The sequence below is a fragment of the Nonomuraea sp. NPDC049684 genome, assembly GCF_044465345.1.
Taxonomy (GTDB): Bacteria; Actinomycetota; Actinomycetes; order Streptosporangiales; family Streptosporangiaceae; genus Nonomuraea.
In genome coordinates, this window is record NZ_JBITLO010000009.1 from 228,635 (window position 1) to 254,162 (window position 25,528).

At 72.1% G+C, this 25,528-nt stretch carries 23 protein-coding genes and 1 riboswitch; of the genes, 15 read left to right on the plus strand and 8 right to left on the minus strand.

Features of this window, described 5'->3' with window-relative positions:
- Nucleotides 1–69: 69 nt before the first annotated feature.
- Entirely contained in the window at nucleotides 70–1,113 is a 1,044-nt protein-coding gene (locus tag ACIBST_RS27700) for a PP2C family protein-serine/threonine phosphatase (protein ID WP_397175786.1), read from the minus strand.
- Nucleotides 1,114–1,275: 162 nt separating this feature from the next.
- Complete coding sequence (locus ACIBST_RS27705; protein WP_397175787.1) at nucleotides 1,276–3,234, minus strand: glycosyl hydrolase family 18 protein; 1,959 nt, start codon at nucleotides 3,232–3,234, stop codon at nucleotides 1,276–1,278.
- A gap of 242 nt (nucleotides 3,235–3,476) precedes the next feature.
- Here ACIBST_RS27705 and ACIBST_RS27710 point away from each other — a divergent pair, with 242 nt between their 5' ends.
- Nucleotides 3,477–3,824, plus strand: coding sequence for a luciferase family protein (locus ACIBST_RS27710; RefSeq protein ID WP_397175789.1), 348 nt, complete (start codon nucleotides 3,477–3,479; stop codon nucleotides 3,822–3,824).
- 261 nt (nucleotides 3,825–4,085) lie between these two features.
- Nucleotides 4,086–4,223, plus strand: a riboswitch (cyclic di-AMP (ydaO/yuaA leader).
- Nucleotides 4,224–4,237: 14 nt separating this feature from the next.
- Nucleotides 4,238–4,957 (plus strand): CHAP domain-containing protein, encoded by a 720-nt coding sequence (locus ACIBST_RS27715; RefSeq protein WP_397175791.1) that lies wholly within the window; start codon nucleotides 4,238–4,240, stop codon nucleotides 4,955–4,957.
- A gap of 51 nt (nucleotides 4,958–5,008) precedes the next feature.
- On the opposite strand, the gene ACIBST_RS27720 is transcribed toward ACIBST_RS27715, so the two are convergent.
- Nucleotides 5,009–5,557 (minus strand): TetR/AcrR family transcriptional regulator, encoded by a 549-nt coding sequence (locus ACIBST_RS27720; RefSeq protein ID WP_397175793.1) that lies wholly within the window; start codon nucleotides 5,555–5,557, stop codon nucleotides 5,009–5,011.
- A gap of 91 nt (nucleotides 5,558–5,648) precedes the next feature.
- Here ACIBST_RS27720 and ACIBST_RS27725 point away from each other — a divergent pair, with 91 nt between their 5' ends.
- The 9 genes from ACIBST_RS27725 to ACIBST_RS27765 all read left to right on the plus strand — a co-directional run bounded on the left by ACIBST_RS27725 (nucleotide 5,649) and on the right by ACIBST_RS27765 (nucleotide 15,913).
- A complete protein-coding gene (locus ACIBST_RS27725) occupies nucleotides 5,649–6,152 on the plus strand; it encodes a nuclear transport factor 2 family protein (protein ID WP_397176065.1) in 504 nt (167 codons plus the stop codon).
- A 10-nt stretch (nucleotides 6,153–6,162) separates the two neighbouring features.
- Nucleotides 6,163–7,386, plus strand: coding sequence for a Tm-1-like ATP-binding domain-containing protein (locus ACIBST_RS27730; RefSeq protein ID WP_397175795.1), 1,224 nt, complete (start codon nucleotides 6,163–6,165; stop codon nucleotides 7,384–7,386).
- Nucleotides 7,386–8,201, plus strand: coding sequence for a phosphoenolpyruvate hydrolase family protein (locus tag ACIBST_RS27735; RefSeq protein ID WP_397175796.1), 816 nt, complete (start codon nucleotides 7,386–7,388; stop codon nucleotides 8,199–8,201). The genes ACIBST_RS27730 and ACIBST_RS27735 overlap by 1 nt, the downstream gene beginning before the upstream one ends.
- Nucleotides 8,202–8,217: 16 nt before the next feature.
- The gene (locus tag ACIBST_RS27740; protein ID WP_397175798.1) at nucleotides 8,218–8,631 is read left to right on the plus strand and encodes a cupin domain-containing protein; all 414 of its coding nucleotides are present in this window, start codon (nucleotides 8,218–8,220) and stop codon (nucleotides 8,629–8,631) included.
- Nucleotides 8,632–8,813: 182 nt separating this feature from the next.
- Nucleotides 8,814–9,317 carry a hypothetical protein gene (locus ACIBST_RS27745; RefSeq protein ID WP_397175799.1) on the plus strand — a complete coding sequence of 168 codons (504 nt, stop codon included), beginning with the start codon at nucleotides 8,814–8,816 and terminating at the stop codon, nucleotides 9,315–9,317.
- Nucleotides 9,317–10,738 carry a hypothetical protein gene (locus tag ACIBST_RS27750; RefSeq protein WP_397175801.1) on the plus strand — a complete coding sequence of 474 codons (1,422 nt, stop codon included), beginning with the start codon at nucleotides 9,317–9,319 and terminating at the stop codon, nucleotides 10,736–10,738. The genes ACIBST_RS27745 and ACIBST_RS27750 overlap by 1 nt, the downstream gene beginning before the upstream one ends.
- Nucleotides 10,735–12,036, plus strand: coding sequence for a VWA domain-containing protein (locus ACIBST_RS27755; protein ID WP_397175803.1), 1,302 nt, complete (start codon nucleotides 10,735–10,737; stop codon nucleotides 12,034–12,036). The genes ACIBST_RS27750 and ACIBST_RS27755 overlap by 4 nt, the downstream gene beginning before the upstream one ends.
- Nucleotides 12,037–12,050: 14 nt before the next feature.
- On the plus strand, nucleotides 12,051–13,163 hold the full coding sequence (locus tag ACIBST_RS27760) for an AAA family ATPase (RefSeq protein WP_397175805.1): 1,113 nt from the start codon (nucleotides 12,051–12,053) through the stop codon (nucleotides 13,161–13,163).
- A complete protein-coding gene (locus tag ACIBST_RS27765) occupies nucleotides 13,160–15,913 on the plus strand; it encodes a DUF5682 family protein (RefSeq protein WP_397175807.1) in 2,754 nt (917 codons plus the stop codon). Before ACIBST_RS27760 ends, ACIBST_RS27765 begins: the two co-directional genes overlap by 4 nt.
- Nucleotides 15,914–16,043: 130 nt before the next feature.
- Here ACIBST_RS27765 and ACIBST_RS27770 read toward each other — a convergent pair whose 3' ends face one another.
- The 4 genes from ACIBST_RS27770 to ACIBST_RS27785 all read right to left on the minus strand — a co-directional run bounded on the left by ACIBST_RS27770 (nucleotide 16,044) and on the right by ACIBST_RS27785 (nucleotide 21,242).
- Nucleotides 16,044–17,303: a lamin tail domain-containing protein gene (locus tag ACIBST_RS27770; RefSeq protein ID WP_397175808.1), complete on the minus strand. Its 1,260-nt coding sequence runs from the start codon at nucleotides 17,301–17,303 to the stop codon at nucleotides 16,044–16,046.
- Nucleotides 17,304–17,425: 122 nt separating this feature from the next.
- Nucleotides 17,426–18,892 (minus strand): 5-carboxymethyl-2-hydroxymuconate semialdehyde dehydrogenase, encoded by a 1,467-nt coding sequence (hpaE, locus tag ACIBST_RS27775; RefSeq protein ID WP_397175810.1) that lies wholly within the window; start codon nucleotides 18,890–18,892, stop codon nucleotides 17,426–17,428.
- The gene (gene dapA / locus ACIBST_RS27780) at nucleotides 18,892–19,803 is read right to left on the minus strand and encodes a 4-hydroxy-tetrahydrodipicolinate synthase (protein ID WP_397175811.1); all 912 of its coding nucleotides are present in this window, start codon (nucleotides 19,801–19,803) and stop codon (nucleotides 18,892–18,894) included. The genes hpaE and dapA overlap by 1 nt, the downstream gene beginning before the upstream one ends.
- Nucleotides 19,804–19,823: 20 nt before the next feature.
- Nucleotides 19,824–21,242, minus strand: a complete 1,419-nt coding sequence (locus ACIBST_RS27785; protein ID WP_397175813.1) for a fumarylacetoacetate hydrolase family protein — start codon at nucleotides 21,240–21,242, stop codon at nucleotides 19,824–19,826.
- 162 nt (nucleotides 21,243–21,404) lie between these two features.
- Between ACIBST_RS27785 and hpaD the strand changes: the two genes are divergently transcribed.
- The 4 genes from hpaD to ACIBST_RS27805 all read left to right on the plus strand — a co-directional run bounded on the left by hpaD (nucleotide 21,405) and on the right by ACIBST_RS27805 (nucleotide 24,427).
- Nucleotides 21,405–22,265 carry a 3,4-dihydroxyphenylacetate 2,3-dioxygenase gene (gene hpaD / locus ACIBST_RS27790; protein WP_397175814.1) on the plus strand — a complete coding sequence of 287 codons (861 nt, stop codon included), beginning with the start codon at nucleotides 21,405–21,407 and terminating at the stop codon, nucleotides 22,263–22,265.
- A gap of 14 nt (nucleotides 22,266–22,279) precedes the next feature.
- A complete protein-coding gene (locus tag ACIBST_RS27795; protein ID WP_397175816.1) occupies nucleotides 22,280–23,107 on the plus strand; it encodes an alpha/beta fold hydrolase in 828 nt (275 codons plus the stop codon).
- Nucleotides 23,104–23,769 carry a GntR family transcriptional regulator gene (locus ACIBST_RS27800; protein ID WP_397175817.1) on the plus strand — a complete coding sequence of 222 codons (666 nt, stop codon included), beginning with the start codon at nucleotides 23,104–23,106 and terminating at the stop codon, nucleotides 23,767–23,769. Before ACIBST_RS27795 ends, ACIBST_RS27800 begins: the two co-directional genes overlap by 4 nt.
- Nucleotides 23,770–23,839: 70 nt before the next feature.
- Nucleotides 23,840–24,427 carry a TetR/AcrR family transcriptional regulator gene (locus ACIBST_RS27805; RefSeq protein WP_352352627.1) on the plus strand — a complete coding sequence of 196 codons (588 nt, stop codon included), beginning with the start codon at nucleotides 23,840–23,842 and terminating at the stop codon, nucleotides 24,425–24,427.
- Between the two features lie 72 nt (nucleotides 24,428–24,499).
- Here the strand turns inward: ACIBST_RS27805 and ACIBST_RS27810 are convergent, their stop codons facing one another.
- On the minus strand, nucleotides 24,500–25,489 hold the full coding sequence (locus tag ACIBST_RS27810; RefSeq protein ID WP_397175819.1) for a methyltransferase: 990 nt from the start codon (nucleotides 25,487–25,489) through the stop codon (nucleotides 24,500–24,502).
- Nucleotides 25,490–25,528 lie beyond the last annotated feature (39 nt).

Consider the following 25,528-nt stretch of genomic DNA (forward strand, 5'->3'; position numbering starts at 1 on the left):
GCGAACAGGGCCGTCAATGCTTTCTGTTAGGAAACTTTCTTAATAGTTGCCGTCCGGTCGCCCGGCCGGTCACGATCCGGTCCGGCGCAGGATGAGCACCGCGATGTCGTCGCGCGGGGCGCCGTGCGTGAAGGCGTTCAGGTCGGCGGCCAGGGCCTCGACGGTCCTGGCGGGCGGGTCACGGGCCCAGGAGCGCAGCCGCTGCTCCAGCGGGTAGAAGGAGCCGTCGCGGGCGCGGGCCTCGGTCACGCCGTCGGTGCACAGCAGCAGCGAGGCCCCCCGCGGGAAGGCGAAGCGCGCGCCGTGGCGCGGCTCGCCCGCCAGCCCGGCCAGGCCGAGCGGCACCTCCGGCTCGCCGAGCCAGAGCTGCCCGGCGTTCCCGCCGTGGATCAGGTACGGCGCGATGTGCCCGCAGTTGACCGCGTCCACCTCCAGCTCGGGGCCGATGTCCAGCAGCAGCGCGGTGACGAACCGCTCGGGCTCGCCGGTGTGCGCGGCGAACCTGTTGTGCCTGATCACGGCGTCCTCCAGGGCGTCGGCCACGCCCATGAGGGAGATCTCGCGGTAGGCCGCCTCCCGGAAGGCGCCCAGCACGGCCAGCGCGGCGCCGATCGCGGGCAGCCCCTTGCCCTGCACGTCGGCGATCATCACCCGGGTCCCGTACGGCGACGGCGCCACCTCGTACATGTCGCCGCCCACCATCGTGTCCTCCTCGATGGGCTGGTAGAGGCCGTCCACGACCACGTCGAGGGAGCGCAGCGGCAGCGGCCTGACGAGCTGCCGCTGCAACGCCGCGGCGGCCGAGCGCAACCGGCGCACCTCCTCCTCGCGCTGGATCCGGTAGCTCGCGCCGACCACGCTCATCAGCCCGAACGCCGCGGTGAAGCCGGATACCTCCAGGTTCGTCCGCAGGTTGCCGCCCAGATAGGCGACCGAGGCCGACACCACCGCCAGCACCCACACCGACGCGACCGCCGTCTGCCACACCGAGCCCAGCGCCGACACGATCGCGGGCAGGAAGATCAGCACCGGCACGAGCTCCGCGCCCCCGCCGGTGAACCTGTCCAGCCCGACCACCAGCGCCGTGATCCCGATCAGGCCGACCACGAACACCGGTGTCGTGAAGAAGGGCCGCCTGTGCCCGCCACCCCAGAGAATCGTCGTTCACCCCCCGGTGACCAGCTTCTCCCAAGGCGTCCGCGTTCCGTCCTGCGGCGCGCCGGGCACGGCGAAGGGCCGGCCCCGAAACCCGGGACCGGCCCTTGACGTGCGAACTTATCCGAGGCCGTTCTTCATGGCCGTGAGGAGTTCGGCGTTGGTGGTGTCACCGCTGAGCTCCCAGAAGAACGCGCCGCCGAGGCCCTGGTTCTTCGAGTAGCTCATCTTGCCGCCGATGGTGCTCGGCGTGTCGTAGCTCCACCACTGGTTGCCGCAGTAGGCGTAGGCCGTGCCCGCGACCGTGCCGGTGGACGGGCAGCGGGTCTTGATGACCTTGTAGTCCTCGATGCCCTGCTCGTACGTGCCGGGCGCCGGGCCGGTCGCGGTGCCGCCGGGCGCGGCCTGGGTCACGCCGGTCCAGCCGCGGCCGTAGAAGCCGATGCCGAGCAGCAGCTTGGCGGCCGGGACGCCCTTGCTCTTCAGCTTCTGGATGGCGTTGTCGGTGTAGAAGCCGGGGACCGGGATCTTGTCCCAGGTGGTGAGCGGGGAGTGCGGGGCGGTCGGGCCCTGCGCGTCCCAGCCGCCGAAGAAGTCGTACGTCATGACGTTGTACCAGTCGACGTACTGGGCGGCGCCGCCGTAGTCGGCCGCGTCGATCTTGCCGCCGTTGTTGCCGTCGGCGGTGATGGCCGCGGTGACCAGGTTGTTCGCGCCGAAGCGGGAGCGCAGCGCCGACATCACGTTCTTGAACGCCGCCGCGCCGCTGGTGTCACAGGTCAGGCCGCAGGCGTTCGGGTACTCCCAGTCGATGTCGATGCCGTCGAAGACGTCGGCCCAGCGGGGGTCCTCCACCAGCTTGTAGCAGGAGTCGGCGAAGGCCGTCGGGTTCTGCGCCGCCTGGCCGAAGCCGCCGGACCAGGTCCAGCCGCCGAAGGAGAAGAGCACCTTCAGGTTGGGGTACTTCTTCTTCAGCTTGCGCAGCTGGTTGAAGTTGCCGCGCAGAGCGCCGTTGTCCCAGGTGTCGGCGACGCCGTCGACGCTCTCGCCCGCCTGGTAGAAGCGGTCGTAGTCGGCGTAGCTGTCGCCGATCGTGCACTGCCCGTTCTGCACGTTGCCGAACGCGTAGTTGATGTGGGTCAGCTTGGCCGCCGAGCCGCTGGTGTCGATGTTCTTGACGTGGTAGCCGCGCTGGTAGATGCCCCACTGGACGAAGTAGCCCAGCACCTTGTTGCCGCCGCCACCGCCGCCGCCCGTGGTGGTCGCGGTGATCTGGTTGCTGTCGGCCGAGCGGTTGCCGGCCGCGTCACGCGCGCGCACGGTGTAGCTGTAGGAGGTGTTGGCGCTGAGGCCGCTGTCGTTGTACGTGGTGCCCGTGACGGTCGTGACCAGCGTGCCGCCGCGGTAGACCTCGTAGCCGGTCACGGCCACGTTGTCGGTGGAGGCGTTCCAGGCCAGCGAGACGCTGCTGTTGCTGACGCCGGTCGAGCGCAGGTTGCCGGGCACCGACGGCGGGGTCGTGTCGTCGCCGCCACCGCCGCCGGTGGTCGTCGCCGAGATCTGGTTGCTGTTGGCCGAGCGGTTGCCGGCCGCGTCGCGCGCGCGCACGGTGTAGCTGTACGCCGTGCTCGCGGTGAGGCCCGTGTCGTTGTACGTGGTGCCCGTGACGGTCGTGACCAGCGTGCCGCCGCGGTAGACCTCGTAGCCGGTCACCGCCACGTTGTCGGTGGAGGCGTCCCAGGCCAGGGCCACGCTCGTGTTCGTGACGCCGGTCGAGCGCAGGTTGCCCGGCACGGACGGCGCGGTCGTGTCGCTGCCGCCGCCGCCGGAGACCTTCCACAGCGCCGCCACGTTCGGCGGCTCCCAGCCGGGCTGGGAGGTGTGCGCCTGGAGGCAGACGTAGTCGACGCCGTTGTAGGTGACGACCGTGCCCGCCGTGTAGGCGGTCCACGGGGCCCAGGCCGCCGCGTACGCCACCGAGCTGGCGGAGGCCAGCGGTGGGGCGGCCACGGCCGCGGTGAGGGGCAGGGCCAACGCCGCCATTCCCGCCAGGACCTTGCTCAGAATGGTGTGTTTCATGTCGCTCCGACATCCGTTGGGGGGTGTGTGGGGAGTGGGATGGGAGACTTCTGGGGAAACTATTAGGAAAGTTTCCTTTAAGTTGTGAATCGACGGTAGCCTCTGCCTGGGGGAGCGTCAATACGTATCGGTCAGGCGTCCGTAATCGTGCCGGTCAGACCGCGGACACGGCCGTTCACGAGGGGATAACGGTTCGGGAACGGGGGCTGACGGCGGGCTGAGCCGTGGCTCAGCATGGGAGCGTGGCAGGAATCTCCGCCTGGCGGCGGACGCCCACGCGACGCGGGCCCTACGTGGCCCGCGCGGTCGCGGAGTTACGGTCCTGGCCGTCGCTGAACGTCAGCGGCACCGGTCAACAGGTCGCCTTCGCCGTACACGGAACCGAGATCCTGCGCCTGGCCGGCCGGGACGAGGTCCACCTGCGGCTCACCGCCCCCGCCATCGGCCGCCTGGAGCCGTATCTGCGGGCCTGCGACCAGGTTCACGCCTGCCGCGACCGCGCCTGGGTCGCCGTGCAGGTCGACGCCGAGCCGGATCTGGAATTGTTGCTGGCCCTCACCAGCGTGGCGATAAAGGCGCACGTGGCGTGAACCGATTCGCTGCGTAGCGTTTCTCCGACGCAGCGTCGAATTCATTGCCGCCATTTGCCTGGGAATTACTCGCCGGGTAGCTTGGTTGTACACAGCCGAACGGGGAGTCGTCCCAGGTAGGGATGGCATTGCCAGGGAATTACCCTAGCGGGACCCGTGTTGTACAGAATCGATGCGGGCAATCCCCGCATCCGGGCGTCGCGCAAATACCTTCAGGCCCTTTCCCGGGCCCGGGAAGACGATGCGTCAGCCCTTTGCCTGACCAAGAGACCGCTGAATCCGCCTGTGCGCGGAACCGGGGACCCATGTGTCCAATGGGGTGAATCGGCACCGTGGTGCCGTAGGGCAGCTTCCCGCCCGAACCCGTCAGCTAACCCGGCAAGCGGCACGGAAGCTCAAGGAGTAACACCCTCATGGCCAAGCACCGTCTTCACCGTGCCTTCAAGCTCGACCTCGCCAAGATCGCTCTCGGCGCGACCGCCGTCGCCGGCGTGCTCGGCACGCACGCGGCAGTGAACGCCGACACCACCCACGCCACCGCCCACACCGCCGCCCAGACCGCCAAGGTCGCCGGCGTGGCCGCGCAGCCGCACGTCGCGCAGAACCGCGCCGCCGACGAGAGCGCCAAGGGCAAGGTCAACGTCACCGCCGCCCAGGTGCTGGCCACGGCCCGCGCCCAGGTCGGCACGTCCGAGGACGCCAACGGCGGCGGCACCAAGTTCCAGAAGTGGTACGCCGACTCCCAGCGCGCCGCCGAGACCGCCGCGCGTGACGGCGGCAACCGCGCCATGTACCTGAACGCCCCCTGGTGCTCGATGTTCGTCTCCTGGGTCGGCGAGCAGACCGGCGCCCGCCCGCAGGTCGGCTGGGACGCCTACACCGTGACCCACGCCAAGTGGTTCGCCGCCAACCACCGCTGGGGCACCGAGGCCAAGCCCGGAGCCGTCGTCTTCTTCTCCTGGAGCGGCAGCAAGAGCCTGAGCGACATCCAGCACGTCGGCTTCGTCGTCAAGGACAACGGCGACGGCACGATCTCCACGATCGAGGGCAACACCGGCAACGGCAAGGTCGAGCAGCGCGTCCGCCCGACCTCCCAGGTCGTCGGCTACGGCTACCCGTCGTACGCCGCCTGATCCACCCTTGCGAAAGAGCGCATTCCCCGAGGGGAGTGCGCTCTTTCGCGTTCAGGGCCGCCGCTGCCGCTGGACCAGGGCCGCCGCGGCCTGCCCGGCCGAGCGGGCCGCGCCCGGCTCCTCGGAGATCATCGCGGTCACCGTGGCGCCGTCGATCAGGGTGAGCAACTGCTCGGCGAGCAGGCCGGGGTCCCCGGCTCCCGCCTCCTCGGCGAGCGAGCGCAGGTAGGCGCGCAGGCGCTCCTTGTGCTCGCGCACCGCCGTGCGGACGGCGGCCGAACCGGCGCCCAGCTCGGCGAAGGCGTTGGCGAACCCGCAGCCGCGGAAGTCGTCCTCGGCGAACCAGCGTTCCAGCCAGGCGAAGACCGCCGGGACGGGGTCGCCGGCGTCGGCCACGTACGCGGTGAGCGAGGCCATCCAGCGTTCGTCGCGCCGCCGCAGATAGGCCACGACCAGCGCCTCCTTCGACGGGAAGCACTGGTAGAGGCGCTTCAGCGAGAGGCCGGAGGCGGCCCGGATCTCGTCCATGCCGACCGCCTGCACGCCGCGGCGGTAGAACAGGTCGCCCGCGGCGTCCAGCAGCCGCTGCTCGTGATCCATGACACCCCTCCAAGTGCTTGCCGCGGAGAACGGTCGTTCTCTACGCTAGCGCACAACCCGGGAGAACGACCGTTCTCTCGACCGGAGAGGACTGCCCATGACCCGCCCGCCCGTGCCGCCGTTCACCGAGGAGACCGCCCGGATCAAGGTCCAGGCCGCCGAGGACGCCTGGAACACCCGCGACCCCGAACGCGTCGCGCTCGCGTACACCGAGGACTCGGTGTGGCGCAACCGCGGCGAGTTCGTCACCGGCCGCGCCGGGATCGCGGAGTTCCTGCGCCGCAAGTGGGCCCGCGAGCTGGACTACGCCCTGCGCAAGGAGCTGTGGGCGTTCACCGGCGACCGCATCGCCGTCCGCTTCCAGTACGAGTCCCGCGACGCCGCCGGCCAGTGGTGGCGCAGCTACGGCAACGAGCAGTGGGAGTTCGACGCGTCGGGGCTGATGCGCCGCCGGGAGGCCAGCATCAACGACGTCGCCATCACCGAGGATGAACGCCGCATCTTCGGCTCCCGCCCGCCGTCCGAACACGGCGTGGACGTCCTCGGGATCCGCCGCGCGGAGATCGCCGGGGTAAGGTCGGAAGGCCGATCGTAGGAGGTCTGACATGGCGGTCTTGCTGCTGGGCACCCTCGACACCAAGGGGGAGGAGTACGCCCTCGTCCGCGACCTGATCATCCGGGCCGGCCAGGGCGTCGTCCTCATGGACACCGGCGTCATGGGCGCCCCGGCGCTGGCCGCCGACGTCCCCGCCGAGGCCGTGGCGCGGGCCGCGGGCACCACCCTCGACCGGCTCAGGAGCGCCGGCGACCGCGGCGCCGCGCTCGCCGCGATGGCCGCCGGGGCCACCGCCCTGGCCCAGGACCTGCACGCCCGCGGCGAGCTGAGCGGCGTGCTCGCGCTCGGCGGCAGCGGCGGCTCCTCCATCGCCGCCGCCGTCATGCGGGCGCTGCCCGTCGGCCTGCCCAAGCTGCTCGTCTCGACCATGGTCAGCGGCGACGTGTCGGCCTACGTCGGGGAGACCGACGTGACGCTCATGTACAGCGTCGTCGACGTCGCGGGCGTCAACTCCGTCTCCCGCCGCATCCTGACCAACGCCGCCGCCGCCGTCAGCGCGATGGCCGCCTCCCACGACGCCGGCGCCGAGCCGTCCGGTGAGGACAAACCGCTGGTCGCGGCCACGATGTTCGGCGTCACCACGCCCGCCGTCGACGCCGCGCGGGCCCGGCTGGAGTCCCTGGGCTACGAGGTGCTGGTCTTCCACGCCACCGGCTCGGGCGGCCGGGCCATGGAGGCGCTGGCGGCCGGCGGCCACTTCGCCGGGGTGCTCGACCTGACCACCACCGAACTGGCCGACGAGCTCGTCGGCGGCGTGTTGTCGGCGGGCCCCGACCGCCTGACCGCCGCCGGGCGGGCCGGCATCCCGCAGGTCGTCAGCCTGGGGGCCGTCGACATGGTCAACTTCGGCCCGATGGAGACCGTGCCGGACCGGTTCAGGTCACGGCAGCTCCTGGTGCACAACCCGACGGTGACGCTCATGCGCACCACCCCCGCCGAGAACGCCGAGATCGGGCGGGCGATCGGCGAGCGGCTGGCCCGCGCGTCGGGGCCGGTCACGCTGTTCGTGCCGCGCGGCGGCGTCTCGGCCGTCGACGTCGAGGGCGGCCCGTTCCACGACCCGGCGGCCGACGCGGCCTGCTTCGACGCCGTGCTCGCGGCCGTCGCGGGCAGCGCCGTCGAGGTCGTGCAGAGCGACCAGGACATCAACAACGCGCAGTTCGCCGTGGCGGCCGCCGACCGGCTGCACCGGCTGATCGAGAAGGGGGCTTGATGCGTCGCGACGAGGCACTACGGAGGCTGCGCGCCGAGCGGGAGGCGGGCCGGCTGATCATCGGCGGCGGCGCGGGCACCGGGCTGTCGGCCAAGTCCGCCGAGGCGGGCGGGGTCGACCTGCTCATCATCTACAACTCCGGGCGGTTCCGGATGGCCGGCCGCGGCTCGCTCGCCGGCCTGATGCCCTACGGCGACGCCAACGCGATCGTCGTGGAGATGGCGGGGGAGGTCCTGCCGGTCGTCAAGGACACGCCGGTGCTGGCCGGGGTGTGCGGGACCGACCCGTTCCGGCTGATGCCGCGCTTCCTCGACGAGCTGAAGGACATGGGCTTCACCGGCGTCCAGAACTTCCCGACGGTCGGCCTGATCGACGGTGTCTTCCGGGCGAACCTGGAGGAGACCGGCATGGGCTTCGACCTGGAGGTGGAGATGATCAGGCTGGCCGCCGAGCGCGACCTGCTCACCGCCCCCTACGTGTTCACCCCCGAGCAGGCCACCGCCATGGCGCGGGCGGGCGCCGACGTCCTCGTCCCGCACATGGGCCTGACCACCAAGGGCAGCATCGGCGCCGTCACCGCGATCGGCCTCGACGAGGCGGCCGTGCGCATCCAGGAGATGCGCGACGCCGCCGTCGCCGTCAACCCCGACGTCATCGTGCTGTGCCACGGCGGTCCCATCGCCGAGCCCGACGACGTGCGTCACATCCAGCAGCGCACGGTCGGCGTCGCCGGGTTCTTCGGCGCGTCCTCGATGGAACGCCTGCCCGCCGAGCGGGCCATCGCCGAACAGGTCCGCGCCTTCAAGCAGCTCTGACCGGGAGGAACCCGCCATGCACCGACGACCGGACGCCCTGCCCACGATGATCTTCGACTGGGGGGCCATCAAATGGCACGTGACGCCCGACGCCGTGCCGGGCGCGTCCTCCACGTTCGGCGAGGTCGTCATCAACCCGAACAAGGGCCACGAACGCCACCTGCACCCCGACTCCGACGAGGTCCTCTACGTCATCGAGGGCGAGGGGCGGCAGACCGTCGGCGACGACCCGGAGTTCCCGGTCCGGGCCGGTGAGGCGATCTACATCCCGAAGGGCACGCTGCACTCCACCTTCAACACCGGCTGGCGGCCGCTGCGGATCATCGCGACGTACACGCCGGGCGGGGCCGAGCTGGCGCTGCGCGAGCTGCCCGGCTTCGTGGAGCTCGGCCCCGGCGACCACCCGACCTGGGCGGCCGCCACCTCCTGAGCGGCGCGGGCCGTGCGCGGGGTTCGGGCCCGCGCACGGCCCGCGGCGTGCCCGGCCTCCATGTGAATGATCGTTCACGTCCGGTCTGTCGGTGGCCTCCGGTAGATTTCCGGGTCTGTTGATCAAGCCCATTCGGAGTTGGCTGTCGGCGCGAGCATGCCGTCAGACTGGAGGTCGAGACCTTGGACGCGGACGAAACCGCGTGGGAGCAGCGCAGCGTCGTGCGGGTGGTGCCGCCGGTCCAGCCGCGCAAGCTGGCGAAGGTGCCCTTCGTCGAGCTGGCTGACGGCAGGTTGCAGGGGGTCGTGTCGAGCGGGTCCGACATCGAGCGGGTCTACGTCTCCTCGATCGCCGCCGGCACCCACGACCTGAGCTGCAGCACCAACAACAACCGCCCGTGCGGCGCGCTGCACGGCTACGCGTGCAAACACATCCGCATGCTGGCCGACGAGGCCGTGCTCCAGTACGGCCTCGACCGGGTGGCCCGCTACCTGCGCGTCGAGGTGCCCGAGGGCGGCCACCTGATGAGCGTGCTGAACGGCACCCCCCAGCGCACCCCGGCGGCCGTGGTGTTCAGCCGGTTCCTGCGCCACCTGGCCTACCTGGAGGTGCCCGACAGCACCGAGCCGCTGGCCGAGCTCCACTGGTTCCCGGCGATGGGGCCGCAGACGGGAGAGGTGGGCTGATGCTCGACGTACAGCTCGGGGAGCTGGCCGGCGACGGGCCGGCCGGGGTCGAGGAGGCGCTCGCGCTCGCCACGGGGTTCGACGGCGCGCTCGGGCACGGGTTCGCCAGGGTCGCCGAGGAGCCCGCCGCGGCGCTGGCCGCGCTGGCCGGCGCGCTCGCGGGCTCCCCGCTCGGCGACCGGCTGGGCGAGGCGGTGGAGAAGGTGACCGCGGGGTCGGTCGCCGACGAGCACCTGGCGGCGCTGGCCGGCGGGCGGGCCGCGCTGTTCGGGGCGGTGCACGACGCCCTGCTCGCCCGCCTCGACCAGGCGCTGGGCCGCAGCCGCGCATCCTGGCCGCCGGCCGCCGCCACGGACGCCGCCACGGACGCCACAACAGGGGCGGCGTCCGTGGGCGGCGTGCCGGAGAACCTGCTGGCCGGGTGCCGGGTCTGGTTGCGGGAGCTGGCGATCACCGGCTGGCGGGGCGTCGACGACGACCTCGTCTCCGCCGCCGACCAGGCGATCGAGGCGCTGCTCGGGGTGCCCGAGCTGCGCGGGCTCGCCGTGCTGCTCGACGGGCTGGCGACCGAGCTGCGGGCCGCGTCCCCGGTGGCGACGATGGACCGGCTGCCGCTGCGGCGGTGGGCCGACCTGTGGACGCGCGGGCTGCTGCTCGCCCAGTCCGGGCCGTGGCACGGCGTGCCCGAGCCGGTGTCGGGGCGGCTGCTGATCCTCGGCGCCGACGTGCACGAGCACGCCACGGTCGTCCGGGTGCAGGTGCACGGCGTCCTGGAGGAGGCCGGGGGCCGGACGCGGCTGGTGCGCACCAGTGTCGCGGCGGCCAAGGTCGACACCATCGTGGGGCCGTCGGTGTGGCGGCTGTTCGGCGGGCGGCCCGTGCTCATGGGCGCGCTGGCCGGCCACCGGTCCGTGGAGATCGACGGCATGCCGCTGCTGCCCGGCGGCGACCTGCTCTGGCACGACGACCGCGCCCGCACCGGCGCCGAGGCCGACCCGTTCACCACCGCGCGGGTGCTGCTCGCGGGCGCGCTGGCCCCGGCCACGCCGCCGCTCGACCGCCACCCCGTGCGCATCGCCGAGCCGGTGCTGGTCGAGGGGTACACGGTCGACGGGCACACCCTCGACCTGGGCGGCAACAAGCTCGCCCTCGACCTCGACCGGCTCCCGGCGAGCTGCCCGCTCACGCCGGAGCTGGTGGCCGCGTCCTCGGCGTGCGTCGGGCTGGTGCGCCGCGACGGCGGCCGGTGGCTGCTGCAGCCGCTCGCCGTCCAGGCCACGGTCAAGAAGAAGCCGGTCACCGTTCACAACGGCGACTGGGCGAACGGCCCGACCGACCCCAAGGTCGTCAAGGCCGAGGCCAAGGCCGGCGACGTCGTCGCCGTGCTGCGCGAACGGGCAGGACGGCTGCTGCGGAAATGACCGACTCGACCACGAGCGCCGACGAGACCCGGCGCCAAGTGCTGTACTGGCGGCTCATGTCGCGGCTGTTCTCGGCCGACGAGCAGCCCGCGCTGGAGACGGCCAGCATGGGCATCGTCGGCGACCTGGAGCTGCCGCCCGCGCTGCTCGACCCCGGCGTCTCGGTGGACACGCTCGTCCAGCGCTTCCCCGAGCTGGGCGCCGAGCTCCAGGACCTGATGGCCGACAAGGAGCACGCGGAGGGCGGCGAGGTGCGCCGCGCCGCGCTGGTCTCCAAGCTGCTGCTCAACGTCTTCTCCACCGGCACGGGCGACGTCACGGCGGGCGACCTGGCCCGCTGGAAGCAGGACGCCGCCTGGTTCGAGAAGGGCATGGGCTGCGAGCCCGGCGGCCTGCGCAACGGGCCGGGCAACGAAGAGCTGGCCGCCGTGCTCGCCATGATCGAGGGCGGCCTGGTCAAGCGCATGCGGCTGCGCGAGGTGCTGGCCGACCCGGCCCTGGCCCGGCAGCTCACGCCCAGCATGTCGCTCATCGAGCAACTGCTGCGCGACAAGTCCAACCTGTCCGGCGTCGCCCTGGCCAACGCCAAGGCGCTCATCCGCAGGTTCGTCGACGAGGTCGCGGAGGTGCTGCGCACGCAGGTGGAGAAGACCAGCGTGGGCGTCATCGACCGGTCGGTGCCGCCGAAGCGGGTCTTCCGCAACCTCGACATCGAGCGCACGATCTGGAAGAACCTCACCAACTGGAGCCCCGAAGACCAGCGGCTCTACGTCGACCGGCTCTACTACCGGCAGACGGCCCGCCGCACCACGCCGGCCCGGCTCATCGTGGTCGTCGACCAGTCGGGCTCGATGGTCGACGCGATGGTCAACTGCACCATCCTGGCCTCGATCTTCGCCGGCCTGCCCAAGGTCGACGTGCACCTCGTCGCGTACGACACCCGCGCGCTCGACCTGACGCCCTGGGTGCACGACCCGTTCGAGGTGCTGCTGCGCACGACGCTCGGCGGTGGCACCGACGGCACGGCCGCGATGGCCCTGGCCAGGCCGAAGATCGCCGATCCGCGCAACACCGTGATGGTGTGGATCTCCGACTTCTACGACAACCGCTCGCTGATCAACGACTTCGGGTCGATCCACCGCTCGGGGGTCAAGTTCATCCCCGTCGGCTCGGTCAACAGCTCCGGCCACCAGAGCGTCGACCCGTGGTACCGCCAGAAACTCAAGGACCTGGGCACCCCCGTGCTCTCCGGCCACGTCCGCAAGCTCGTCTTCGAGCTCAAGAACTTCCTCACCTAGGAGAACCCCCGACCATGAGTGACATGCTGCGCGCCCCCGCAGAGGCGAAGTACGCCGAAGAGCTCGACTGGCTGGAGTCGGTCGACGACGGCCCCAAGCCGTTCTCGTGGCGGCTCAGCCCGCGCATGATCCGCATCTTCATCCTCGGCTCCGAGCGCTCCGACGGGCTCGACCGCGAGATCCCGCAGAAGTGGTTCGGTGACCGCAGCTTCGTCGAGCGCAGCATCGTGACGCTGGCCTCCGACCGCGGCCTGCTGCTGATCGGCGATCCGGGCACGGGCAAGAGCTGGCTGGCCGAGCTGCTGGCCGCGGCGATCTGCCGCAACTCCACGCTGGTCGTGCAGGGCACCGCGGGCACCACCGAAGACCACATCAAATACTCGTGGAACGTCTCGATGGTCATCGCCAAGGGCCAGTCGCGCGAGTCGATGATCCCCTCGCCGATCATGAACGCCATGGAGCAGGGCGTGATCGGCCGCTTCGAGGAGCTGACCCGCTCGACCAGCGACGTCCAGGACGCGCTGATCTCCATCCTGTCGGAGAAGTACGTCTCCATCCCCGAGCTCGACGACGACAACATCGTCTTCGCCCAGCCCGGCTTCTCGATCATCGCCACCGCCAACAGCCGCGACCGGGGCGTCAACGACCTGTCCTCCGCGCTCAAGCGCCGCTTCAACTTCGTCCGCATCCCGGTGGTGACGAACAAGAAGAGCGAGGCGGAGATCGTCCGGTTCCGTACCGAGGAGCTGCTGCGCCGGCACCAGATCGAGCTCGACCTGCCGCCCACGCTGCTGGACATCCTGCTGCAGAGCTTCGCCGACCTGCGGGCCGCGGCCGCCTCGGCGACCAGCGACGACGAGAAGCTGGAGTCCGCGCTGTCCACGGCCGAGCAGATCGGCGTGCTGGAGGACGCCATCCTGCACAGCCACTTCTTCGGCGACCGCACGCTGCGCCCCGAGACGCTGGCCGGCTCGCTGGTCGGCTCGCTGGCCCGGCGCAGCCCGGAGGACCTGGCCATCCTCAACAAGTACTGGCACGGTGTGGTCGAGCCGCGCAGCAAGAAGGACGGCGGCCCGTGGCAGGACTTCCTCGAGGGCGGCCGCCAGGCCATCTCCACCCTGTCATGAGCCTCTTCCAACCGCTGAAGGATCAGCTCAGCGAGGCCGCCTCGGCGTTCGCGGGCGACGGCGCGGTCTCGTCCATCCTCACCGGCATGGTCGAGGACGTCGACCGGGCGCTGCGCGAGGAGCTGGAGATCTTCCCGGTCTGCCACCATTCGCCCGCCTCGGCGCTGGCCATGGTGCGCCGCCTGCGGGAGAAGCAGCCCAAGGTCATCTACCTGGAGCTCTGCGAGGACCTGGCGCCGCTGCTGACCGAGCTGCGCAACTGCCGCCTGCCGGTGGCGCTCCAGGCGTTCGCGACCGACCTCGACGGCTTCCCCAAGGGTTCGGGGCCGCTGAGCGTGGTGGCCCCGATCACCGAGGCGTCGGCCGAGTACCAGGCCATCTCGTACGCGCTGGAGACCCCGGACGTCGAACTGGTGCTGGTCGACCGCTCGGCCGACCACGTCTTCCAGTGGCTGCCGCGCGAGGGGGAGGAGCCGGCGAAACCGGGGGAGGAGGCCGGCCTGCACGGCGACGCCGTCGGCGTGGAGATCGGCGACCTGCGCCCCCGCTTCGCCGAGCTGGAGGAGCACCTGCTCCACCACGGCAAGGTCCGCCACTGGTCGGAATGGTGGGACCAGTACGTCGAGCAGCCGCTCTCCGGCGCCGACTACGACACCTACCGCCAGGTCATGGTCCTCATCGGCAGCCTGTTCCGCCGGTTGCGCCCCGACGACGACCGGCTGGCCGGCGACGAGGAGCGCGAGCGCTACATGTGGACCAGGATGCGCGAGCACCTGTCCGCCTCGGGCGCCGACCCGGCCGACTGCCTCTACGTCTGCGGCGCCTTCCACGCCGCCAGCCGCGTCGAGCAGTTCGGGCTGGCCGCCACGGCCCCGTACGAGATCGCCCCCCGCACCGCGACCCGCTGGCTGTACGGGCTGATCCCCTCCAGCCACTCGGCCATCGAGGCGCAGTTCGGGCTGGCCTCGGGCTCGGTGTCGATCGCCGCCGCCACCTGGGCCAAGGCGGTGACGCGCGGCAAGCTGACGCCGTTCCAGCTCAGCGGGCAGAAGGGGGCCAGGAAACGGCCGGTCAAGCTGCCCGCGCCCGCCGCGCCGGCGCAGGTCGCCGACCGGCTGACCGGGTTCCTGTCCAGGCCGCCGACGCTCGACGCGCTCGACGAGGCCGAGCTGCTGGGGTGGAGCGTCGACATCGTCCGGCTGGCCCGGCGCAACGGCTACCTCGCCAGCACCGCCGACGCCATCGCGGTGTTCGAGACGTCGATCCTGCTGGCCGGCATGCGCAACCGGGCCAGGCCCACGCCGTACGACTTCCAGGACGCGGCGGTCACCTGCATCGAGAAGGACGTCGTGCCGGGCCGGCGCGACGTGCGGCGCCTGTGCGAGATCCTGCTCGGCGGCGACCGCATCGGCTCGGTCGGCTACGACGCGCTGCCGCCGCTGGCCCAGAACGTCTACGACCGGCTGCGGCCCCTCGGCGTCGACTTCGACAAGCGCACGATCCAGCGCGCGCTGCTCGACCTGCACGCCGACCCCGAGCTGCGGCCCTGCTCCGACCTGCTGTGGATGCTGCGCTACGTGCTGCCCGCCGACGCGGCCCGGCCGATCATGGGCGAGCGCAAGCTCGGCGAGCGGGCCATCCAGGAGAGCTGGGACCTCGCGCTCGGCCGCAACCAGCGGGCCATCATCGAGCTCGGCTACGAGGGCGTCACCATCGAGCAGGTGGTCGAGCAGCGGCTGCGGCGCGCTGTCCGGGAGCCCGACGCCACCGCCGCCGTGGCCCTGGCCGCCGTCGAGGACGCCATCCTCTACCTGGGCGGCGGGCGCGTCGCCGACGAGCTGGGCGCGCGGGCGGTGGAGCTGCTGGCCGGCGAGCGCGGCGTCGACGACGCGCCCGACGTGCTGCGCCGCATCCGCCGCCTGCTGGCCTACTACCGCACCGCCGAACCCACGCTGCCGGCGTGGTGCGAGGCGTTCGTGACCGAGGGGTACGCGCACTACTGCACCCTGCTCCCGACCGCGTTCGTCGAGGACGACACCGGGGTGCGGCAGGTGTCGGCGATGCTCGGGTTCCTGTTCACGATGGAGGGGCTGGCGCTGGCGCTCGGGTGCGACCGGGCGCAGCTGGAGATCGCGGTGCGGCAGTCGCATCCGGAGGCGCCGGCCAAGGTGGCGCTGCTGTGGGCCGCCCAGCACCTGCTGGGGCTGCTGCCGCTGGCCGAGCTGCGGTCGCGGTGCGACGAGCTGCTCGGCAACCCGCTGGTCATCCCGTCGTTCCCGCAGTACATCACCGGGTTCGTGCAGGCGATGGAGCCGGCTCCGGCGCTGTCCGGGTTCGTGGTGGAGGTGATCTCCAAGGCGTTCGGACGGCTGCCCGACCAGGTGCTGCTGCCGTGGCTGCCGAAGCTGATCACGACGCTGCGCGACCAGGCGGGCGAGCTGATGCCGGTCCTCGTCCGGGAGGCCGGGCGCACGTTCCCCGGCAGCCTGACGGCGGTCGACGCCTGGACGCCGCCGTGGGCCCGGACGGCGGCGGCCGTGCCGAAGGCGGCCCCCGCGGTCGCGTCCGGGCCGGTCGCCGAGCTGCTGGCGGGGCATCCGGCGGCGTGCGACGCGGTGGCGGGGCTGCTGGGCTGCGAGGGCGGCTGGCAAGAGTCCTCCGCCGTCGGCGGGGCCCGGCACCGCGAGGTCGAGACCCTTCTCACCGACCACCCGGCCACCGCCGCCGCCCTGGCAACCCTCCTCACCTGACCACCCCCTCACCCGAGCGCCGGCACGCCGGTGCTCGGGGTGGAGGCAGCGGCCCCGAGCGTCGTAACGCCGGTGCTCGGGGTGGAGGCAGCGGCCCCGAGCACCGCAAGGCCGGTGCTCGGGGCGGGGGTCAGCGGCCGAAGCAGATGGTGTGGCCGGGGTGGACGTGGTCGGGCTTGTAGGCGGCCTGGTCGATCGTGACGCCCTCGGGGGAGACGAGCAGGATGGTCTCGCCCTGGTTGCGGAGCTGTACCCGGCCGTCGAGCACGACCTGCAGCACGCCCCCGCCCGCGAGCACCCCCGTCAGCTCCATGCGCCCGCCCCCCGAGTCCGCCAGCGCCCACCCGCCGAGGTCCACGGACCGGCCGGTGACGTTGAGGAGGGTGACCGTCTCGTGCCCCCGGTCGGCCCCCACCGGGTCGGGCAGCGCGGCCACGATCAGCACGTCCCCGGTGGACGGCGGGCGGGCGAGGACGGGCGCGCCGGGCGGCGCCGGGTCGGGGCTGATGACGAAGTCCTCGGGCCAGGCCGTGAGCTGGATCTGGGTGCCTGAGGCCCGGATCACGTCGTGCAGGTTGCCGTGTTCGAGCCGGTCCAGCAGGAACACCGCGTCGTCCCGGTTGACGGGGTCGGCCCGCAGCCAGGCGTCGAAGCCGTCGAGGTTCGCCGCCCCGGTCGCCAGGTAGGGCACCAGCCGGCGGAACAGCTTCGGCCACATGACCAGCCGGGTGAGCGCCTCCAGCGAGCCGACCTCGGCCGGCCCGTCGGGGTCGGCGGCCGAGCGCGGCCAGATGCCGGTGGCCGCCGCCTCCGTCCTGGCCGTGCGCGACACGCCGGCCAGGTGCGTGCGCAGCGTCGCGGGCAGCGTGGCGTAGAAGGCCGGGTACGTCAGCCCGGCGGCCAGCAGCTTGGCGTTCGCGGACGTGTCCACCAGCGCCTCGTCGAGGAACACGGCCTGCCCGTCGGGCCCGGGGTGCTCGCCGGTGAACACGAAGCCGATCAGCCGGCCGTTGGCGTCGATGCCGTTGCTGAGGACGTGCCCGCGCAGCTCGTCCTGGTCGGCCGACTGGACCTTGTTGGGCAGGTCGTCGAAGAAGCGCACGTTCGTGAAGCCGAGCAGCCGCAGCAGCTCGTCGCGGGCGGCGTTCGCGCCGGTCAGCTCCTGGTGGGTGTCCTGGAAGTGGGTCTCCAGGGCGTCGACGGCCTCCAGGCGGACGGAGATGCCGCGCGCGCCGAGCTCGGGCGGCCGTCCGGACGGCCGGGCCAGCGCCTCGACCAGCGCGGGCGTGTCCGGCCTGAACTTGATCGTGTCGCCGTCGGGTTCGGGGCCCTGCCGGGGAAGGTCGGGGTAACGGATGACGAAGCTGCCGCGCAAAAGTGTGTAGCTCATTGGGTTCCCCCCAAAGACGGCCATCACCGCCGTATCGGCCACCGGGAGCGTAACTCCGCGCGCTTCCCGGCGTCCACGTCCCACGCCGGGCCGGGGGGCGGCCCGGCGCGGGACGTGCCGGCTCAGGCGGCTCCGAACCGGGGGATCGGCAGGTCCTCGGTGGCCAGGTGCACGATGTGCGACTCGGTGTAGACGTCGATGCTGTGCCGGCCGCCCTCCCGGCCCACGCCGCTGGCCTTGACCCCGCCGAACGGCGTGCGCAGGTCGCGCACGTTCTGGGAGTTGACCCACACCATGCCCGCCTCGATCGACTGGGCCAGCCGGTGCGTCCGGCGCAGGTCGTTGGTCCACAGGTACGCCGCCAGGCCGTACCGGGTCGCGTTGGCCAGCTCCACCGCCTCCGTCTCGGTGGAGAAGGGCGTCACGCAGACGACCGGTCCGAAGATCTCCTCCTGGAAGATCCGCATGTGCGGGGCCACGTCGGCGAACACCGTCGCGGCCAGGAAGTTGCCCGCCGTCAGGTGCTCGGGCCGGGAGCCGCCGGCGACCAGGCGGGCGCCCTCGCGCGAGCCGAGCTCGACGTACTGCATGACCCGCTCGTAGTGCTCGGGGTGGATGAGCGCGCCCAGCTCGGTGGCGGGGTCGCCGGGCGCGCCGACGCGGACCCGCGCGGCCCGCCCGGCCAGCCTGGTCACGAACTCCTCGTACACGGTGTCCTGGACGAGGATCCGCGAGCTGGCCGTGCAGCGCTCGCCGTTCAGCGAGAACACGCCGAAGACGGCCGCGTCGAGCGCCCGCTCCAGGTCGGCGTCGTCGAAGACGAGCAGCGGCGACTTGCCGCCCAGCTCCATCGACAGCGTCTTCAGCGACGACGCGGCGTTGCGCATGATGGTCTGCCCGGTGCCGCTCTCGCCGGTGAAGGAGATCACCGGCACGTCGGGGTGGGCCACCAGCGCCGCGCCCGCGTCCTCGCCGATGCCGTGGACCAGGTTGAACACGCCCTCGGGCAGCCCGGCCTCCTCCATGATCTCCGGCAGCAGGCTCGCCGAGGCGGGGGACCACTCGGCCGGCTTGAGCACCACCGGGCAGCCGGCCGCCAGCGCCGGGGCCAGCTTCCAGGTCTCCAGCATGAACGGCGTGTTCCACGGCGTGATCAGCCCGGCCACGCCGACCGGCTTGCGCACGACGTAGTTGAGCTGCGCGGAGCCGACGCGGTAGACGTCCTCGCCCATGGTGGTGATCACGTCGGCGAAGAAGCGGAAGTTGTGCGCCGCGCGGCGGGCCTGGCCGCGGGCCTGGGTGATCGGCAGGCCGGTGTCCCGGCACTCCAGCGCGGCGATCTCGTCGTCCCTGGACTCGATGGCCGCCGCGATCGCGCGCAGCGTCCCGGCCCGCTGCTCGGCGGGCATCGTGCTCCACGGGCCGTCGGTGAACGCCTTCTGGGCGGCGGCGACGGCCGCGTCCACGTCGGCCGCGCCGCCCGCGGCCACCTCCAGGTACGGCTCGTTCGTGGTCGGGTCGAGCGCGGTGAAGGTCGCACCGGACTGGCTCGGGACGTGCCGGCCGCCGATGTAGTGCTCCAGTTTCATCAGGCGACTCCCTCGCTCTGTGCCAGTAGTTCGTTGATCCGGGCGATGCCGGGCTCGGTGGGGGTGATCAGGGGGGCTCGTACGTGGCCGGAGGCGATCAGGCCGCGCTGTTCCAGCACCCACTTGGCGGGAGCCGGGTTCGTCTCCACGAACAGCAGCTCGACCAGCGGGTGCAGCGAGTAGTGCAGCTCCAGCGCGGTCGCGTGGTCGCCCGCGGTGTACGCCTCGTACATGCGGGCCACGGTCTTCGGCGCCAGGTTGGCCGCCGCGCTGACGAAGCCGACGCCGCCGATGGCCAGCAGCGGCAGGCAGAGCAGCTCGATGCCGGACCACATGAGGAAGTCGCGCCCGCACAGGTTGAGCACGTGCGAGAAGTGCTCGAAGTCCTTGGTGGTCTCCTTGATGCCGACGACGTTGTCGTGGTCGCGGCGCAGCCTGGCCACGGTCGCGGGGGCGATGTCGACGGCGGTGCGCGAGGGCACGTTGTAGATCACGATCGGCAGCGCGGGGAACTCGGCGGCGACCGTGGCGTACCAGCGGTAGAGGGCTTCCTGGGTGGGACGGGCGTAGTAGGGCGTGATGACCAGGGCGGCGTCGGCGCCCAGGCGCTCGGCCTCGGCGGTCAGCCGCAGGGTCTCGTCGAGCTTGGCCGAGCCGGTGCCGGGCAGGAACGGCACCCGGTCGGCGGTCTCCTCGGCCACCACGGCCATCGCCGCGACGCGCTCCTCGACGGACTGGGCGCCGGGCTCGCCGGTGGACCCGCCGGTCGAGATGCCGTGCGAGCCCTGGTCGAGCTGCCAGCGCACCAGCGAGCGCAACGACTCCAGGTCCAGCGACCCGTCGGCGGCGAACGGCGTCACCACGGGGGCGATGGATCCGCGGATGGTCGACGGATCCGAGCGGAACTTCATGGGTTCTCCTTCTTGGGGGGTCAGCGCTGCTGCTCGTACGCCTCGCGCCAGGCGCCCTTCAGCGGGTAGAGGCCGTCGATCGAGGCTCCCTCGGCGACGCGATCGAGGATGAAACGCTCCTCGTCCTCCTGCCGGACGGCGTCCCGGGCGACCTCGGCGACCAGCGCGGGCGGGATGACGACGACCCCTTCCGCGTCGCCCACCAGCACGTCGCCGGGGCACACCAGCACGCCGCCGCAGTCCACCGGCACCTGCGAGTCCATCGGGACGTGGCGGCGGCCGAGCACGGCGGCGTGCGCGGCGCCGTAATAGGAGGGCAGGTCGAGCGAGGCGAAGGAGGGGCTGTCGCGCAGCCCGCCGTCGGTGACGACGCCGGCCGCGCCGCGGCGCAGGGCGCGCATGGCCAGGATGTCGCCCAGCGTGCCCGCGCCGTGCTCGCCGCGGGCGGAGATGACCAGCACCTCGCCCGGCTGGAGCTCCTCGACGGTCCGCTTCTGGGCGTTCATGCCGCCGCCGCGCTCGGCGAAGACGTCCTCGCGCAGCGGCAGGTAGCGCAGGGTGCGTGCGACGCCGACCATGCGCAGGTCGGGACGGGCGGGGCGGACGCCCTCGATGAAGTGGTGGTCGATGCCGCGCGCGCGGAGCTGGGAGGAGAGCGTCGCGGTGGAGACCGAGCGCAGCGCGGCGACGACCTCCTGGGTCAGGGGGCCAGGATCAGGGACGGAGTCGGGGGCGGGATGGGCGGCGCCGTACGCGGCGGCCCTGGTCGCCTCGGTGACCTGGGGCTGGACGCCGTACGCCGTGGGTGGCTCCTGGCCGGCGACGACCTCGTTGCGCAGCCGGGCCGTGCCCTCCAGCTCGACCTCCACCACGTCGCCGGGCCTCACGACGGTCGAGCCCGCCGGGGTGCCGGCCAGGATCAGGTCGCCGGGCTCCAGCGTCATGTACCGGGACAGGTCGGCGACGAGCAGGTCGAAGCCGAACAGCAGCTCGTCGGTGCACGCCTCCTGGACGAGCTCGCCGTTGACGTACGTGCGCAGCCACAACCGTCCGGGGTCGGCGCCGGTGAGCAGTTCGGAGCCGACCGGCGTGAACCCGTCCTGGCCCTTGGCCCGCAGGTTGGAGCCGAGGTCGGCGTGCTTGAAGTCGTAGACGCCGAAGTCGTCGGCCGCCACGTACCCGGCCACGTGCTCCAGCGCACGCTCGGGGGAGACGCGATGGGCGCGGCTGCCGATGAGGATGCCGATCTCGCCCTCGAACGCCAGCAGCTCGCACCCCTCGGGACGCACCACGGGCCGTCCGGACCACGACAGGGACGTCGGCGGCTTGAGGAAGTAGGAGGGGACGGCAGGGACGCGACCGCGCTCGGCGGCGCGACTGCGGTAGTTCAGATGGACCGCGACGATCTTCCCTGGTGACAGGCCGAGAGGGTGTCCCACCTCGTCTCCTTCCAAATCATATACGACATCATTTATGTTATGGCATGTGGAACAATATCGACATACCCCCTCAGATGCCTACATGATGCTCATCACGTCATCAGTGGAGAGGAGAGTGCGGATGATGGTTCAGACCGCCCAAGCAGGCCGGGGAGTGGCGTGATGGGTGAGATCGTGCTGGCCGCCAAGATCACGCACGTGCCGTCGATCTGGCTGTCGATCCAGCCCGGCAAACACTTCGGCATCCGCCGGCCCGCGGAGCTCGCCCTGACCGAGGTCGGCAGGCGGGCCCGCGAGCGCGGCGCGGACACGTTCCTGATCGCCGACACCCATTGGATGAACAGCATCGGCTTCCACCTCAACGGCAAGCCGCGCCACCGGGCCACGTACGTCAGCCATGAGTTGCCGCACTTCATCCACGACCTCGCCTACGACTACGCGGGTGATCCCGAGCTGGCCGAGCTGATCCGCGAGGAGATCGTCGCGGGCGGCCAGAAGGCCCGCGTGCACACCTACCAGGACCTGGGCCTGGAGTACGCCACACTCGTGCCGATGTACTTCATGAACCAGGACGCCGACATCCGGGTCCTGCCCATCGGCTGCAACATCTACTCGACCGTCGAGGAGAACCGGCGGATCGGCGAGGCGCTGCTGCGGGCCGTACGCCGCAGTGACAGGAAGGTGGCCTTCCTGGCCAGCGGGTCGCTCTCGCACGCCTTCCCGCCCAACGAGATCGCCGAGTCGCTGCTCGACGACGTGAGCAGCGAGCTGAACCGCAAGGTCGACCACGCGGTGCTGGAGATGTGGGACGAAGGACGCATCCCGGAATTCCTCGACATGCTGCCCGACTACAACGAGCGCTGCACCGGCGAGGGCGCGATGGCCGACACCGCCATGCTGTTCGGGCTGCTCGGCTGGCGCGAGTACACCGGGCGCGGCGAGCAGCTCTGCCCGTACTTCGGCAGCAGCGGCACCGGCCAGGTGGTCGTCGACTTCCCCGTACCCGCGTACCACACGAGATGAAGGAGCCGGCGCACATGGCGGCCGTACAGACGTTCACGCCCGACCGGCCCGCCGGGGGGCCGCCCGTGCTGCTGCTGCACGGGTTCGCCTCCAGCGGGCGGCAGGACTGGGTGGAGACCGGGATCGCGGCGGCGCTGGCCGCGGCCGGGCGCGTGGTCGTCGTGCCCGACCTGCCCGGCCACGGCGGGAGCCCGGCCCCGGACGAGCCGGTGGGCGCGCCCGGGATCGCGGCGGCGCTGCTCGCCCTGACCGGCGACGGGCCGCTCGACGTGGTGGGCTACTCGCTCGGCGCCCGGCTCGCCTGGGAGCTGCCGGAGCTGGCGCCCGGCCGGGTGCGTGCGGTCGTGCTGGGCGGGCTCAGCCCGTTCGAGCCGTTCGCCGTGCTGGACGTGGCGGCGCTGCGCTCGGCCGTGGCGGGCGGCGAGCCGGGCGACCCGATGACCGGCATGATCGCGGCGATGATCGCGGGCGCCTCCGGCGGCGACCCCGGCCGGGCCGCCGGGCTGGTCCGGCTGGTCGAGGGACTGCGCGGCACGCCGTTCGAGCCCAAGGGCTGGGCCGGGCGCACGCCGCCGGTGTTCGTGGCGGGCGCGCGGGACATGATGACCTCCGGCATCGAGAACGTCGTCGCGCTGGTCCCGGGCGCCCGGCTGGTCACCGTCCCCGGCGACCACCGCGGCGCGCTGGCCGGCCCCGAGTTCCGCGCCGCGCTCGCCGAAGCGCTCGGCACGGCGCCGGGCCCGGCGTCCGGCACAGCGTCCGGCACAGTGCCCGACGCAGCGTCCGACGCGGTGTCCGACGCGGTGTCCGACGCAACGGCCGATCCGGCGTCCGGCGCGTGACCAGCACCGGCGGAGTCGCGTCGAAGGCGGAGCTCAGCTACGAGATCCTGCGTGCGCGCATCCTGGACGGCACCTACGGCCCCGGCTACCAGCTCGTCATGGACCGCCTCGCGCGGGAGATCGGCGTCAGCACGATCCCCCTGCGCGAGGCGCTGCGCCGCCTGCAGTCCGACGGGCTGGTGGAGGTCGTGCGCAACGTCGGCGCCCGCGTCGCGGTCTTCGACGCGGCGCAGGTGCGGCACACGCTGGAGGTGCTGGCCCGCCTGGAGGGGTACGCGACCGCCGTCGCGGCCGCGCGCATGGGCCCGGCGGACGTGGCGCGCTCCCGCGACATCAACGCCCGGCTGTTCCAGGCGCTCGACTCCTTCGACCCGACCGCGTTCACCGCGCTCAACCGCGCCTTCCACTTCTCGGTCTACGAGCACTGCGACGACGAGCACCTGAACTTCCTGCTGGAGGCCGAATGGACCAGGCTGGACCACATGCGGCGCTCGGTGTTCGGCTACCTGCCGGGCCGGGCCCGCCGTTCGGTCGAGGAGCACGAGCACCTGCTCGATCTCATCGCCGGGGGAGCCGACCCCGCCGAGATCGAACGGCTGGCCTGCGCGCACAAGACGAACACCGCCGGCGCCCTCTATGACGTCCGGGTCACCCACGGCTAACGATCGGGTCATACCCTCGCGGCATTTTGTCCTACACTGGTAGACGAAACGCCGTACGAAGGGGTGCCGCATGCCCAAGATCATCGACCACGACCAGCGTCGCAGCGACATCATCGACGTCACGTGGGACCTGATCACGAAGGGGGGCATCGAGGCGGCCACCATGCGCGAGATCGCGAACGCGGCGGGCTTCGCCAACGGCGCGCTCAAGCACTACTTCCCCGGCAAGGAAGACATCATCGAGGCGACGTACGAGCGCGCCCTGGCCATCGTGACCAGCTACGTCAAGCTCGACGGCCGCCGCGGGCTGGGCGCGCTGCGCGAGATGTGCGAGGCCGCGATGCCGATCGACGAGGAGCGCATCACGGCCGGCCGGGTGCTGCTGATCTTCTGGCAGACCTCGCTGACCAACCCCAAGCTGTACGACAAGTACCTGGAGCACCTGCGGGCCTGGCGCGGCATGCTGCACCGGCTGATCGAGGAGGGCCGCGCCGACGGCGACATCCACACCTCGATCCCCGACGAGCAGCTCGTGGACGAGCTCGTGCTGCTCAACGCGGGGGCCAACGTGATGAGCCTGGTCGGCCCGCAGTTCTCCACGGTCGAGCTGCAGAAGCGGCACCTGGAGTCGTTCTTCGACCGCATCTCCCGGCCCTGACCCGCATCTCCCGGCCCTGACCCGCGCGTTCCGGCCCGCGCCGCCTTTCCGGCGGCACGGGCCGCGCCGTGCTCAGACCGCTTCGGCCACGATGACGCGCGGGCTGCCCGGCAGGGCCAGCTTGTCCACCGGCTTCCAGGCGGCCTCGTCGAGCCAGGCGCGCACCTGCGACTCCTCGTGGACGACAGTCCCGTCGATCACCAGGTACTCCCCGGCGTGCAGCGCGTCGATGGCCCGCTGCTCGGCGTCGTCGTCGAGGAAGAAGTCGAGCAGCAGCAGCCGCGCCCCCGGCGCCGCCGCCGCGCGGGCGTTGCGCAGGATGGCCCGGTTCTGCTCGACGCCGAAGCGGTGGATGACGTGGTTGACCATGAGCAGGTCGTACGGCCCGGCGGGCGTGGCCGTGTCGGTCGGGGCGCCGGTCACCTCGGCCCGGCCGGCGAACCCGGCCTCGGCCACCTGCCGGGTGACGGAGTCGGCGAAGGCCGGGTCGTACACGAAGGACGCCCGCAGCTCAGGGTTGGCGCGCAGGGCCTCGAAGGCGAAGGCGCTGGACAGGCCGCCCAGGTCCAGCAGGCTGCGGAAGCCGGAGAAGTCGAACGCGCCGCCCAGCATCCTGGCGTGCAGGCTGTTGTACGTCATCACCCCGGCCATGAACGTGCTCCACCGGTCGCCCGAGGTGTCCAGGACGCCCGGCTCGGTGGTGTCCACGGTCGTGTCGAACTGCAGCCAGTGGCCGTAGCTGATCTGGTTGAGGAAGGTGAGGAACGGCCCGAGGTCGAGCTCGGACGACCTCTGCCCGGCCAGGTAGCCGGCCGCGTCGGCGCCGAGGGCGTACCGGCCGTCGGTCCTGGTCAGCAGGCCGAGCCCGGCCATGCTGTCGGCCAGGATCCGGGCCATGCGGGGGGTGACGCCGGTGGCCGCCGCGATCTCCCCGGCGCTGCGCTCGCCGTCCGCGAGCGCCTCGAACAGCCCGATGCGGCTGGCCGCGAAGAGCTGCTTGGCGCCCATGTAACCGGTGGCGATGGCGACGATCGGATCCGGCGTGGGGGAAGGCGTGGACATGGTCAAGGCCCTGCCCTTTCTGTATTGTCTACGAATGTA

What these genes read in the sequence shown, in the direction of transcription:
- ACIBST_RS27720 (WP_397175793.1), bottom strand. Translation starts at nt 5,557, where the DNA reads ATGGATCACGAGCAGCGGCTGCTGGACGCCGCGGGCGACCTGTTCTAC.
- ACIBST_RS27740 (WP_397175798.1), top strand. Translation starts at nt 8,218, where the DNA reads ATGCACCGACGACCGGACGCCCTGCCCACGATGATCTTCGACTGGGGG.
- ACIBST_RS27805 (WP_352352627.1), top strand. Translation starts at nt 23,840, where the DNA reads ATGCCCAAGATCATCGACCACGACCAGCGTCGCAGCGACATCATCGAC.
- ACIBST_RS27715 (WP_397175791.1), top strand. Translation starts at nt 4,238, where the DNA reads ATGGCCAAGCACCGTCTTCACCGTGCCTTCAAGCTCGACCTCGCCAAG.
- ACIBST_RS27760 (WP_397175805.1), top strand. Translation starts at nt 12,051, where the DNA reads ATGAGTGACATGCTGCGCGCCCCCGCAGAGGCGAAGTACGCCGAAGAG.
- ACIBST_RS27735 (WP_397175796.1), top strand. Translation starts at nt 7,386, where the DNA reads ATGCGTCGCGACGAGGCACTACGGAGGCTGCGCGCCGAGCGGGAGGCG.
- ACIBST_RS27705 (WP_397175787.1), bottom strand. Translation starts at nt 3,234, where the DNA reads ATGAAACACACCATTCTGAGCAAGGTCCTGGCGGGAATGGCGGCGTTG.
- ACIBST_RS27770 (WP_397175808.1), bottom strand. Translation starts at nt 17,303, where the DNA reads ATGAGCTACACACTTTTGCGCGGCAGCTTCGTCATCCGTTACCCCGAC.
- ACIBST_RS27730 (WP_397175795.1), top strand. Translation starts at nt 6,163, where the DNA reads ATGGCGGTCTTGCTGCTGGGCACCCTCGACACCAAGGGGGAGGAGTAC.
- dapA (WP_397175811.1), bottom strand. Translation starts at nt 19,803, where the DNA reads ATGAAGTTCCGCTCGGATCCGTCGACCATCCGCGGATCCATCGCCCCC.
- ACIBST_RS27810 (WP_397175819.1), bottom strand. Translation starts at nt 25,489, where the DNA reads ATGTCCACGCCTTCCCCCACGCCGGATCCGATCGTCGCCATCGCCACC.
- ACIBST_RS27795 (WP_397175816.1), top strand. Translation starts at nt 22,280, where the DNA reads ATGGCGGCCGTACAGACGTTCACGCCCGACCGGCCCGCCGGGGGGCCG.
- hpaD (WP_397175814.1), top strand. Translation starts at nt 21,405, where the DNA reads ATGGGTGAGATCGTGCTGGCCGCCAAGATCACGCACGTGCCGTCGATC.
- ACIBST_RS27750 (WP_397175801.1), top strand. Translation starts at nt 9,317, where the DNA reads ATGCTCGACGTACAGCTCGGGGAGCTGGCCGGCGACGGGCCGGCCGGG.
- ACIBST_RS27755 (WP_397175803.1), top strand. Translation starts at nt 10,735, where the DNA reads ATGACCGACTCGACCACGAGCGCCGACGAGACCCGGCGCCAAGTGCTG.
- hpaE (WP_397175810.1), bottom strand. Translation starts at nt 18,892, where the DNA reads ATGAAACTGGAGCACTACATCGGCGGCCGGCACGTCCCGAGCCAGTCC.
- ACIBST_RS27765 (WP_397175807.1), top strand. Translation starts at nt 13,160, where the DNA reads ATGAGCCTCTTCCAACCGCTGAAGGATCAGCTCAGCGAGGCCGCCTCG.